The sequence below is a fragment of the Testudinibacter sp. 'clade 2' genome, assembly GCF_006227735.1.
Lineage (GTDB): Bacteria > Pseudomonadota > Gammaproteobacteria > Enterobacterales > Pasteurellaceae > Chelonobacter.
The window spans coordinates 1-12751 of sequence record NZ_VDHB01000008.1 but is presented as its reverse complement, the minus strand read 5'-3'; the positions used below and the strand labels follow the sequence as shown (position 1 = coordinate 12751).

At 48.2% G+C, this 12751-nt stretch carries 11 protein-coding genes; 4 read left to right on the top strand and 7 right to left on the bottom strand.

Translation table 11 applies throughout. From position 1 onward, the window contains the following. Positions 1-146: 146 nt before the first annotated feature. Positions 147-989, bottom strand: coding sequence for a LysR substrate-binding domain-containing protein (locus tag FHQ30_RS01250; RefSeq protein WP_139612035.1), 843 nt, complete (start codon positions 987-989; stop codon positions 147-149). A 142-nt stretch (positions 990-1131) separates the two neighbouring features. Between FHQ30_RS01250 and FHQ30_RS01245 the strand changes: the two genes are divergently transcribed. Further along, complete coding sequence (locus FHQ30_RS01245; RefSeq protein WP_139612034.1) at positions 1132-1749, top strand: LysE family translocator; 618 nt, start codon at positions 1132-1134, stop codon at positions 1747-1749. Between the two features lie 16 nt (positions 1750-1765). Here the strand turns inward: FHQ30_RS01245 and FHQ30_RS01240 are convergent, their stop codons facing one another. Both FHQ30_RS01240 and asd read right to left on the bottom strand, forming a co-directional pair. Continuing rightward, positions 1766-2710 (bottom strand): alpha/beta fold hydrolase, encoded by a 945-nt coding sequence (locus tag FHQ30_RS01240; protein ID WP_139612033.1) that lies wholly within the window; start codon positions 2708-2710, stop codon positions 1766-1768. Between the two features lie 161 nt (positions 2711-2871). After that, complete coding sequence (gene asd, locus FHQ30_RS01235) at positions 2872-3981, bottom strand: aspartate-semialdehyde dehydrogenase (protein WP_139612032.1); 1110 nt, start codon at positions 3979-3981, stop codon at positions 2872-2874. 181 nt (positions 3982-4162) lie between these two features. Here asd and FHQ30_RS01230 point away from each other — a divergent pair, with 181 nt between their 5' ends. Together FHQ30_RS01230 and ytfE are read left to right on the top strand one after the other, a co-directional pair. After that, entirely contained in the window at positions 4163-4912 is a 750-nt protein-coding gene (locus FHQ30_RS01230) for an SDR family oxidoreductase (RefSeq protein WP_139612031.1), read from the top strand. Positions 4913-5096: 184 nt separating this feature from the next. Beyond that, positions 5097-5768, top strand: coding sequence for an iron-sulfur cluster repair protein YtfE (ytfE, locus tag FHQ30_RS01225; protein ID WP_139612030.1), 672 nt, complete (start codon positions 5097-5099; stop codon positions 5766-5768). Positions 5769-5807: 39 nt separating this feature from the next. On the opposite strand, the gene FHQ30_RS01220 is transcribed toward ytfE, so the two are convergent. The 4 genes from FHQ30_RS01220 to recA form a co-directional block, all read right to left on the bottom strand. Further along, complete coding sequence (locus FHQ30_RS01220; RefSeq protein ID WP_139612029.1) at positions 5808-7049, bottom strand: chloride channel protein; 1242 nt, start codon at positions 7047-7049, stop codon at positions 5808-5810. A 15-nt stretch (positions 7050-7064) separates the two neighbouring features. Next, positions 7065-7739, bottom strand: a complete 675-nt coding sequence (locus FHQ30_RS01215) for a DNA-3-methyladenine glycosylase I (RefSeq protein WP_139612028.1) — start codon at positions 7737-7739, stop codon at positions 7065-7067. Then, entirely contained in the window at positions 7736-8533 is a 798-nt protein-coding gene (locus FHQ30_RS01210) for a DeoR/GlpR family transcriptional regulator (RefSeq protein WP_139612027.1), read from the bottom strand. Before FHQ30_RS01210 ends, FHQ30_RS01215 begins: the two co-directional genes overlap by 4 nt. Before the next feature lie 224 nt (positions 8534-8757). Beyond that, positions 8758-9810, bottom strand: coding sequence for a recombinase RecA (gene recA / locus FHQ30_RS01205; RefSeq protein ID WP_139612026.1), 1053 nt, complete (start codon positions 9808-9810; stop codon positions 8758-8760). Between the two features lie 278 nt (positions 9811-10088). Between recA and mutS the strand changes: the two genes are divergently transcribed. Continuing rightward, positions 10089-12695 (top strand): DNA mismatch repair protein MutS, encoded by a 2607-nt coding sequence (gene mutS / locus FHQ30_RS01200; protein ID WP_139612025.1) that lies wholly within the window; start codon positions 10089-10091, stop codon positions 12693-12695. The last annotated feature ends 56 nt before the right edge of the window (positions 12696-12751 follow it).

Genomic DNA, 12751 nt, shown 5'->3' with positions numbered 1-12751 from the left:
GGCATAAGTACTTAATCAATAAAGGAAAAATGCAAAGTGCGGTTCGGGGCGATATATAATCGCCCCCTACAGTTACAACATTAATCGTGTATTTTAACCTTTGTCAGCAGTCTAAAGTGCGGTTTGCAACCGCACTTTGATCTTGCCTAAACCATCTCTTTTTTCAGCCAGTGTAAAAACGCGGTTTTATTGCTGCAGGTTGCAAATGCCGTTTGCGACAGCAGATAGTACGCGGAACCGTCGGCAATAAAACCGTGCGGCGCCTGTAAAATCCCTTGTTCGATTTCATCATGCACCATAAAGCGCGAAGCAATCGCCGCGCCCATGCCGGCAATCGCTGCTTGAATCGAAAGATAAAAGTGCTCAAAATAAATATCGCCCTGATAGCGGCAATTCTCCAACCCGCTGACCTGCAACCAGTTTTGCCACGCCTGCTCGCGGGTATGAGTGTGAAGTTTTTTCAATTGGGTTAACTGCGGACGCTGCACCAAACCGATTTGCTCCTCGCTGATTTTTTCGGCGTAAAGTTGCGGTGACCAACGAAAGTCATTACGCCGAATTGCCACATCAATGCCCTGCCGTTGGAAATCCACCGCACCACCAGCAGCCAAAATCACCGGATTAAAATCATATTGTTGCTGAAATCGGCTGATTCTGGGGATCAACCATTTCATCGCCAGCGTCGGCTCGCACGAAATCACCAACTCCTGTCGGCGCCGGTGTTGCATGCGCTGAACCGCACTTTCCAATCCGGCAAACGATTCACGGCAACATTGATATAAAATCGTACCGCTGTTTGACAACACCAGATTGCGTCCCTGTTTTAAAAACAGTGGCACGCCGAGATGCCGCTCCAAGATTTTCAATTGTTTACTGACTGCGCCATGGGTAACGTGCAGCTGCTCGGCGGCAGCACTTAAGCTGCCGGATTCAGCAACGAAATAGAAAAATTTGACGGCATTTAGCGGCAGTGCTTTAATCTGTTCCAAAATCTCACACTTTTATGACAATATTTCGATTTTATTTTATCTGAAAACAGGACAAAATAAGCTAATAATACGATGGCACGATATAAAAAACAGGCGTTTATTTCAACTGTTTTTATTAATAAAAAATACCGAGAAAAGCAATATGACAGAATTATTAGCAATCGCCACTATCACGATTTTAGCGGTGATCAGCCCCGGTGGCGATTTCGCTATGACCACCCGCAACAGCTATTTGTATGGCAAACGAGCGGGGATTCTGACTGCCGTCGGCATTGCCGCTGCGGTTTGGGTGCATGTCGGCTACACGCTGTTGGGCGTCAGCGCCTTGCTATCACAATCGCCGGTTCTGTTCAATCTGGTCAAAACGTTCGGCGCAATGTATTTGATTTATATTGGCATTGCAACTTTTCGCCATCGCCCTGTTGCCTTTGAGTTGAACGGAGAAAGTGCGGTTTTAAGCGATAAACAGGCGTTTAAAAACGGGTTTGTCACCAATGCGCTCAACCCAAAAACCACGCTGTTTGTGCTCAGCACTTTCACCCAAATCGTCAATCCCGACACGCCGATTTTGATACAAATCGGCTACGGTGCCTTTATGTCACTGGCGCATTTGCTGTGGTTTGCTGCCGTCGCAATGATGTTATCCGCACCACAAATCCGGCAACGGTTGTTACAACAACAACGTATCGTCAATCGTATCATTGGGCTGATTTTATGTGGGCTAGGGCTGATGTTGCTGATTTCATCGGTAAGCAGTTAACCGATACCGTACGATCTTATCCTAAAAAATCGCTAATTTTTTCCATTGCCAATGTTCGAATCGGATCACGTTCAAACAAAATTTCATGTTTGGCATTATGGATTATTTCGTGGCGCAAATTGCGGAACAATTTGGCGTAGTCTTCAATTTGTCGATTGGAAACGACCACCTCTTTTTCCGCTTGCAGCAGCAGAACCGGAAGATGAATTTTGCCAATTGCACGCGGCAGTTTATTAAACTGCAGTAAACAGAGGTGTGCCCAGCGAAAAGTCGGTCCGCCCAGATGCAGTTCCGGAAAGCGTCGATTGATACGATTATGCCATTTCATGCGGGTTTTGCAGCAACTCAAATCGTTATGTTCCGGATTGATCGGTTTATAGGCAGTGTGCCCGAAGACATAGCGCTGCCCTTGCCCCAACAGCATCATCAAACTAACCAAAATCGGATCCAGCCGCGGATTTTTCAGCGGTAAGGCAAACAGCGGTGCATTCAGGATCAGCTTGTCAAATTGATGCGGATATTTGGCTAAATATAAGGTAGCAATCAAACCGCCCATTGAATGCGCCAACATCACCTGTTGTTGGTAGGCATAACGCTGATTGACACTGTGCAGCACCGCATCGAGATCATCAAGATAGTAATCGAAACGGTCAATATGACCTTTTTCCGGATCGCGCAGCAGCCGCTGTGAGTAACCCTGCCCACGGTGATCAAACGCCAGCACATCAAAGCCTTGCTGATAAAAATCGTAGGCGATTTCCGTCCATTTCAAGACATTTTCCGCTCGACCGCTGACCAACAGCATCAGTTTGCGCGCCCCCAAATCCTGCGCTGGGTGTTCAAAAAAACGATAGGCGATTTTGCAGCCACGCTGCCCGTCGAGGTATTGCAACGGAAATTGTTCGGCAAACGGTTTCAATGTTCTCAGCGCAAACTGCCCAAAGTGCGGTTCTCGTTCCATGTAATGACCTGTAATCGGCAAGATATTAATGAGGCAGAGTAGGGGAGGATTGAATATCCTCCCGTTTATAGAAGCATTTAATTTGTAATGAAGACGTACTAAGTGCGGATCGGGCGGATATATAATCCGCCGCTACTCTTCTAATCGAAGTCGCCTGTCTTTTATGCCACTAACAGACGTAAAATCCGGCGTAATGGTTCCGCAGCGCCCCACAATAATTGGTCGCCGACGGTAAATGCCGCCAGATATTCAGGCCCCATATTCAATTTGCGCAAACGCCCGACCGGCACGCTCAAAGTACCGGTGACTTTGGTCGGTGTCAATTCACGCAAGGTACTCTCTTTGTCGTTCGGGATCACTTTCACCCATTGATTATGTGATGCCAGAATCTGTTCGATCTCGGCCAACGGCAAATCTTGTTTCATTTTGATGGTGAACGCTTGGCTGTGGCAACGCAACGCCCCGATACGCACACACAAGCCGTCGATTGGAATCGGGCTGTCGGACAGACCTAAAATTTTATTGGTTTCGGCAAAGCCTTTCCACTCTTCTTTGGTTTGACCGCTGTCGAGCAATTTATCGATCCACGGAATCAGGCTGCCAGCCAATGGTGCGCCAAAATTTTCAATCGGCAAATCGCCACGCATTTTGTCGGTGACCGCTCTTTCAATTTCCAGAATAGAAGAGGCCGGGTTCGCCAAATCGGTTTGCACCACATCACGCAATTCGCCCATTTGCACCAGCAGTTCACGCATATTTTTAGCGCCGGCGCCGCTTGCCGCTTGGTAAGTAGCAACCGAAACCCACTCCACCAAATCACGCTCAAACAAGCCACCCAACGCCATCAACATCAGACTAACGGTGCAGTTACCACCGACATAGGTCTTCACGCCTTTCGCCAAACCGTCGCGGATCACATGTTGATTGACCGGATCTAACACGATAATCGCATCTTTTTCCATCCGCAGCGCCGACGCTGCATCAATCCAATAACCGTTCCAACCGGCAGCACGCAGTTTCGGATAAACTTCGTTGGTATAATCGCCGCCTTGGCAAGTGACGATAATATCCAGTGCCTTCAAATCGTCGATATTAAACGCATCTTTTAAGACACCGCTGTCTTTGCCGGCGAAGCTCGGTGCCGGTTGCCCGGCTTGCGAGGTGGTGAAAAACACCGGATTAATATAGGCGAAGTCCTGTTCCTGTTGCATGCGATCCATTAAGACCGAACCCACCATTCCGCGCCAACCGATAAAACCCACGTTTTGCATATTGCTTCCTTAATTATTTTGCTGTTGTTATGAATGTTGTGTGATTAAATTTTCTGTACTAATTAATTACAACATCACCTGAATAAAAGCAACTCTTTTAGCAAAAATTTTTACCGCCGTCTGCGCTTTTTGTTATATTGGTGATACACAAACATCAACAGACCCTAAAAAGGAGATTCTTATGTTAGCCCTTATCACCGGCGCCAGTGCCGGATTTGGTGCCGCCACCGCACGCTTATTGATTCAGCGTGGACACCGTGTGATCATCACCGCCCGTCGCCAGCAACGGTTACACGCCTTGCAACAGGAGCTGGGTGCGAATTGTTTTGCGTTGGCATTTGATATCAGCGATGAACAGGCGACATTAAGCGCCTTACAAAGCCTGCCGCCAGAATGGCAACAGATTGATCTGCTGGTCAATAACGCCGGATTAGCGCTAGGTATCGAAGCGGCACAAAACAGCGATCTAGCTGATTGGAAACAAATGATCGCCACCAATATCAGCGGCTTGGTCAGCATCACTCACGCGGTTTTACCCGGCATGGTGGCGCGCAATCGTGGACATATCATCAATTTAGGCTCGATCGCCGGCGACTATCCCTATCCGGGCGGCAATGTTTACGGTGCCACCAAAGCCTTCGTGAAGCAATTCAGCCTAAATTTGCGCGCTGATTTAGTCGGCACCGCAGTACGGGTCAGCAATGTCGAGCCGGGTCTGTGTGGTGGCACAGAGTTTTCCAAAGTGCGTTTTCATGGCGATGATAACAAAGCCGCAGCGTTGTATTCGAATGTGGATTATCTGAGCGCTGAAGACATTGCCGAAACCATTGTGTGGATCGCTGAGCGCCCAGCGCACGTCAACATCAACCGGATAGAAATTATGCCGGTCGCGCAAGCGCCTGCTGGTTTAACGGTTAAGAAAAAAGTATAACCGACCACTCACCGCACTTTTGACAATATCAAGGCGAAAGTGCGGTTAGCCTACCTCATCTCAGGTATTCTGTTTGATTTAGATCAAAAGATGAATTAAAAATACAGTTTTTAAAATTAAAATACCTTACTATTTAACTCAACTTTTATACCACCTACTATCTAACGAATACCGAGAGGATACTATGTCATTTCAAGAAAAAAAATTAAGCGAATTAGCCATTGCCATTCCCGGCGCCACCAAACTATTTCGTGAGTACGATCTGGATTTCTGCTGTGGCGGCGCCAATACTCTGGGCTTTGCTGCAAAAGTAAAAAATTTAAATCTGGCTGAAATTGAACAACGCTTGGCAGCCTTGGAGCACCGTCAAGAGCCGAACGAGTCACAAAATTGGCTACAGGCTCCCTATGCTGAGATTATCAACCATATCATCGCCCGCTTTCACCAGCGCCATCGCGAGCAATTGCCGGAGTTGATTTTCTTAGCCGAAAAAGTGGAAAAGGTGCACGGCGATCGTCCAGACTGCCCGATGGGCGTTTCGGCGGTGCTAAAAGAGATACATGCCGATTTGAGCCAGCATATGCAGAAAGAAGAGCAAATTTTATTCCCGATGATCAACGCCGGTCAATATGCCATGGCGCAGATGCCGATTCAAGTTATGGAACATGAACACGATGATGCCGGTCAGCAAGTCGAGGTTTTGAAATCATTGACCGATAACCTGACACCGCCACATGATGCCTGCAACACTTGGCGTGCGCTTTACACCGGCATTAATGAATTTATCGATGATTTAATGTTACATATCCATTTGGAAAATAATATTTTGTTTCCACGCATGCTGAGCCAAGCTTAATCAACAGTATTTAACCGCACTTTAAACGTTTTCAAACCATTAAAGTGCGGTCTTGGCTTTATCAAACAACCATTTTTCCACCATCCAAGCACTCGCCACTGCCAACGCCAATGGCAGCAACATTGCCGCTGAGCTACGAGTCAGCTCCACAGCAAACACAATTGCAGTCAAGGGCATTTTCAGCGAGATCGCCAGAAATGCGGCTGCGCCAATTAATGCGGCGCTTTCGATTGAAATCGATGGCAAAAAGGCGTTCCAAGCAAATGCTAACGAAAATGCCAAGATGCTGCCCAACATCATCGATGGGGTGATCAAGCCGCCGTAAGCCCCTGCTGCCAATGCCAACAACACCACCAGCCATTTCATCAGCAATAACACCAATCCCTCATGCCAGTTTAGCAAACCGGCAAACACCAATTGATTACCGGCTTTGCCGTTGCCCAACACATCGGGGAAAAAAATGGCAACTGCGCCGATCAGGCTGAATAACAACATCGCCAATGGCACTATCCGCTTATCAGTGCGTGGCAAAAACGGTACAAGTGCGGTGGTATAACGGAACAGTTTGACTAACGGGGTGATAAGCAAACCGAATAATAACGCAAACCAGAGCAGCGGCTGGTTAATCTCGGGATTCGACAGATGATACTGCACCAAATCGCCCAAGGTATAGCGCACCACCATCGTCGCAGTCACTGAAGTAAGCAAGGCAGCAAACACCACTCGGGCATTAATTGCCACCACCAAGGTTTCCAAAATAAAAATCGTGGCTGCCAGTGGAACGTTATACACTGCCGCCAAACCTGCTCCGGCAGCACAGGCAATCAGCAATGCCGCATCGTCATCGTTTAATTTTATTTTTCGAATCCATAATGAGGCAAAAGCAGCGCTCATCTCGCGTGGCGCGGTTTCACGCCCCAATGGCGAACCCAAACCAACGGTTACAATTTGTAGCAACGCATGAGAAATCGTAGTGAAAAACGGCATCCCCTGCTGCGGAGCAGCCATTGCCGCTTTAAACCCGACTAATTTCGCCCCGTAGCGCTGAATCGCATACCAACCAAAACCAACCGACACGCCGCACAGCAGCAGCACCCACCAACGGCGGCTCGGTGCTGCCTGTTCCACGCCTAAGCGAAACGGCAGACTTTCCCCGTGTAATGAATAATCGAAAGCATGATGCTGTACAAAATGCATTAATTCGGTCAACGCAAAGCCGACCAGACCGGCAACCACTCCAATGATTAACAAAGAAATAAAAAATCGAAAGCGGATTTGCATAGTCACTCTCCTCCGTCAATCCCCCATACTGAAAGCCACAATCTGGCTAATATGGCTGAGAGAAAGACCGCTTTGCTGCTGCCACTGCAAGAAAATTTGCTGTGCCGCTTCAAACGAACGCTGGGTTTGGATGCCGCCTTCAATTAATTGATGGTTGCGCAAATAGGCTTCCACATCGTGGGTCAGCAAGAAGGTGTCTTTGCCGACCGCTCTTAGCGCATAAGCACCGGTATTGCCGCCCAAGCGTTGCCCGTTTTTCTTCAAATAGCGCCAAAGTGCGGTAATATTTTGTGGATCCCATTCAGCAATTAATCGCGAAAAACCGCCATCCAAATTGGCTTGATAGATCATTTGTGCATTGTGCTTAATCGTTGCCACTTTTGACCAATTGCGGATAATACTCGGATCTTGCGCTTTCTTTTCCCAGAGTTCATCGGGCATCATCAGCAGTTTTTCGATATCAAAGCCCCAGAAAAGGCGCTCAAAATGCTGCCACTTTTGATCGACAATCCGCCAAACAAAACCCGACTGGAAAATCTTACGCGTAAATTCCGCCAACCAACGATGATCCGGTACTGCCAATAATGCCTGGGACGATTGCAGCGGACAAAGCAGCTGTTGCAACCGCACTTCGCCGCCTTTTTGTCGACAAGCCCGTTGATAAATATCATCAAAAGCTTCCAGAATCATACTTGCTCCACATTTTGCACGGGATTTTCAGCCAACGCCGAACACAGCTCCAGTTTAACATTGTGCTGCTGCAGCAATTGCGCGATATTTTCCGGCGGCAGGGCATCAGTCAATAAAATATCAACTTCACTAATGGCGGCTAAGCGTACAATCGCTTTGCGGCTGAATTTGGAGTGATCCGCCACCAATAAAATTTTACGCGAGCTTTGCATTAATGCCCGTTTCACCTGCACTTCATGAAAATCATAATCCAACAATGCACCATCTTCATCGATGGCACTGATCCCCAAAATACAGTAATCCAAACGGAATTGCGAAATAAAATCAACGGTCGCTTCGCCAATAATACCGCCATCGGAACGCAAATTGCCGCCGGCAATCGTAATCTCAAAATCCGCTTTTCTCATCAAAATATGTGCCGCATTCAGATTATTGGTCACAATGCGCAAGTTTTGATGTTCTAACAGCGCATAAGCTACCGCTTCCGGAGTAGTGCCAATATCAATAAACAATGAAGAACCATTTTTTATCAATCCGGCAACTTGTTGGGCAATCGCTTGTTTTTCTTTGGAGAAGAAGCTTTTTCGCTCCGTGTAATCACTGTTTTCACTGTTGGAGGGAGAGGCGGCACCACCGTGATGACGGCGAATTACATTTTGTTCTGCTAGCTCGTTGAGATCACGCCGAATCGTCTGTGAAGTCACATTAAAAACCGCCACCAAATCTTCGGTGCTGATATAACCACGCTGTGTCACCAATTCAACAATTTGTTGATGGCGTATCGATTGTTTCATCTTCCCCCCTTAAGTCAATTGTCTAACGTCACTCGTATCATGCTCGTGCTTAATATACCTGAAAGTTTTATTTTTTGGGGAGTTGAAAAATAAAAAATTGCTCTGCTCAATCAAAATCTGTTTTCATGCGGGCACAACATAGCAAAGTGCGGTCAATTGGCTGCTTAATAAGCCCATTGACCGCACTTGTATAGGGTAGACGATTTCAGCAAACCAATATCGTCTTATTCTTCGGCTGCAAAATCATCCGTTTCGGCAACCTCAACATCCTCTGTCAGCCCTTGCTCTGGATGAGCCAACAGCTCTACACGCAACTTTTCTTCCAATTCTGCACGCTCCTGCGGATGCTCAGCTAGCCATTTCATGGCATTGGCACGACCTTGCCCGATTTTACCACCGTTGTAGGCATACCACGCACCGGATTTTTCCACCAGTTTATGTTTAACCCCCAGTTCAATCAATTCTCCGTTTTTCGAAATGCCTTCGCCATACATAATTTGGAATTCCGCTTGACGGAACGGTGCCGCCACTTTGTTTTTCACCACTTTGACTCGAGTTTCGCTACCGACCACTTCTTCGCCGTCTTTCACCGCACCGGTACGACGGATATCCAAACGTACTGACGCATAGAATTTCAGCGCATTACCGCCGGTAGTCGTTTCCGGATTACCAAACATCACCCCGATTTTCATGCGGATTTGGTTGATAAACACCACTAAACAGTTCGCAGTTTTGATATGTCCGGTCAGTTTACGCAACGCCTGCGACATCAAACGTGCCTGCAATCCCATATGCGAGTCGCCCATGTCGCCTTCGATCTCGGCTTTCGGGGTTAAGGCGGCAACGGAATCGACAATAATCACTTCCACCGCCCCGGAACGCACCAAAGCATCACAGATTTCCAACGCCTGTTCGCCGTTGTCGGGCTGCGACACCAACAACTCTTTCACATCAACGCCCAGTTTGCTGGCATAAATCGGATCCAATGCGTGTTCAGCATCGATAAAGGCACAGGTTTTACCGGCTTTTTGCGCTTGGGCAATCACCGACAGGGTCAAGGTGGTTTTACCGGACGATTCAGGCCCGAAAATCTCAACGATCCGCCCCATCGGCAAACCGCCGATCCCCAACGCTACGTCTAAACCCAATGAACCGGTCGAAATCGACTCGATATCCAGTGTTTGCGTATCACCAAGACGCATAATCGAGCCTTTGCCGAACTGCTTCTCAATTTGCCCTAATGCGGCAGCCAGTGCTTTTTGTTTGTTATCGTCCATACCAAATCCTCTATTTAAACAAGTTTTCTGATCAGAATTGCAGCCTATTATACTGTATGGTTATACAGTATCAAGTGAAATTTTGATCTTTTTAAACAGAATTCGATCCCTGTTCCAAAATTTACTTGATTACTGCTCGACAAACCGCACTTTTACCGAGAAGCAATTGATAATATGCTGCTGATTCAGTATTATTTTTTCCTTTATATTTCTTTGATAGCGCTATACAGCGTTGCAATCACTATTCTAAATAGCACCGTGACAGACAAGGCAACCCGATGAAAGAGTCATTAGACAACAGTTTTTCTACCCACACCCCAATGATGCAGCAATATCTGCGTCTGAAAGCCGAAAATCCGGATATTTTGCTGTTTTACCGGATGGGGGATTTTTATGAGTTGTTTTATGACGATGCCAAAAAAGCGGCGCAGTTGCTGGATATTTCCCTGACTAAACGCGGCAGTTCCGCCGGGCAGCCGATTCCGATGGCAGGCGTGCCATATCATGCGGTGGAAGGCTATTTGGCGAAGTTGGTACGCTTAGGCGAATCGGTGGCGATTTGTGAGCAGATTGGCGATCCTGCCACCAGCAAAGGGCCCGTCGAACGGCAGGTGGTACGGATAGTCACGCCCGGAACCGTCAGTGACGAAGCCCTATTGCCAGAACGCCAAGATAATCTGATTGCAGCGGTGTATCAACATAAAGTGCGGTTTGCCTTGGCAACATTAGACATGACTTCGGGGCGCTTTCAAATCAGTGAACACGACAACCAAGCCAGTCTACAAGCGGAATTGCAACGGCTATCCATTGCCGAGTTGTTATATGATGAAGAGTTCAGCGAAATGGCGCTATTAGAGGGGCGCAGGGGTTTACGGCGGCGTCCAATTTGGGAGTTTGAGTTGAATACCGCACTTCAACTGTTAAACCGCCAATTTGGTACCCAAGATCTGAAAGCGTTTGGTGTGGAAAACGCCAGTTTGGGGCTGTGTGCCGCCGGTTGCCTGCTACATTATGCCAAAGAGACCCAACGCACCGCCCTGCCGCATATCACTGCAATCAGTTTGGTGCAAAGCAATGAATTTATCGTCCTTGATGCCGCCACGCGACGCAATTTAGAGCTGACGCAAAATCTGTCAGGCGGCAGCGAATATACTCTGGCATGGGTGCTGGATCACTGTGTCACCCCGATGGGCAGCCGTTTATTGAAGCGTTGGATTCATCAACCGATTTGCGATATTGCCCAGCTGCAAAAACGACAGCAAGCGATTGCGGCCATTTTACAGCACGACTTAATTGCTGATTTGCAACCATTATTGCGCCAAGTGGGGGATATGGAGCGGATTTTGGCGCGCGTAGCGTTGCGTTCGGCACGACCGCGCGATCTCACCCGTTTACGCAGTGCGCTTGAACAAATTCCGCTGATCAAAAATCAACTCAATGCGCACAATTCGCCACAACTAACCGCACTTTGCCGCTTAATCGACGATTTTGCCGAATTATGCGAACTGTTACGACAGGCATTGGTCGAAACACCGCCGTTATTGATTCGTGACGGTGGCGTGATTGCGCCGGGCTACCATGCCGAGCTGGACGAATGGCGCGAGCTGTCTGCCGGCGCTACCCGATTCTTAGACGAACTGGAAGCACGCGAACGTGAAGCCACCGGCATTGACACCCTCAAAATCGGTTTTAATGCAGTACACGGCTACTATATTCAGATCAGTCGCGGACAGGCGGAGCGCGCGCCGATACATTATGTGCGCCGTCAAACCCTGAAAAATGCCGAACGCTATATTATCCCCGAACTGAAAACCTATGAAGACAAAGTGCTGAAAGCCAAAGGCGCGGCGCTGGCGTTGGAAAAACAGTTGTACGATGAACTGTTTGAACGGCTGCTACCGTACTTGGGCGAGCTACAACTGGCGGCGTTAACGCTGGCACAACTGGACGTGTTTGCCAATTTGGCGGAACGGGCGCAAAGCTTGAACTACAGCTGTCCGCAGTTTTCCGAGCAGATCGGCATTGCGATTGAAAATGGTCGTCATCCTGTGGTCGAGCAAGTGATGAGCGATCCGTTTATTGCTAATCCGTTGCAACTCAGCCCTGAGCGGCATCTTTTGGTGGTAACCGGCCCGAATATGGGCGGAAAAAGCACTTATATGCGACAAACAGCCTTGATCGTGCTGATGGCGTATATCGGTAGCTTCGTGCCGGCACAAAGTGCGGTTATCGGTCCGATTGATCGGATTTTCACCCGTATCGGCGCGTCGGATGACCTTGCTTCTGGGCGTTCGACCTTTATGGTGGAAATGACCGAAATGGCGAATATCCTGCATCAAGCCGGAGCAAAAAGTTTAGTGCTGATCGACGAAATCGGGCGCGGCACCTCGACTTACGACGGCTTAGCGCTGGCGTGGGCATGCGCTGAATGGTTGGCAAAAAAATTGCGTTCGCTGACGCTGTTCGCCACCCACTATTTCGAATTGACCGTATTGCCGCAGCAATTCGAAGGCGTATTCAATGTACATTTGGACGCATTGGAACACAACGACAGCATCGCATTTATGCACGCAGTACAAGACGGCGCCGCCAGCAAAAGTTACGGCTTGGCTGTGGCGGCATTGGCGGGCGTGCCGAAAACTGTGTTGAAGCTGGCACAGCAGAAGCTCAACCAACTGGAACGATTATCGCAACAAAGCGGCGATCACAAGCTACAGCAGTTGCGTGAACTGAGCCAAATGCAGGCGGAGCTACCGTTAGTTGAAGAAGACGAGGGCAAAAGTGCGGTGTGGCAGATGCTGCAACAGCTTGATCCCGACGATCTCAGCCCGAAACAGGCATTGACCTATTTGTATCAGTTGAAAACGTTGGTCAAAAAGGCATAGTCACAACAATAGGGTCTGTTGATATTTAGAATCCGGTATAGTAGACAAAATGGTTG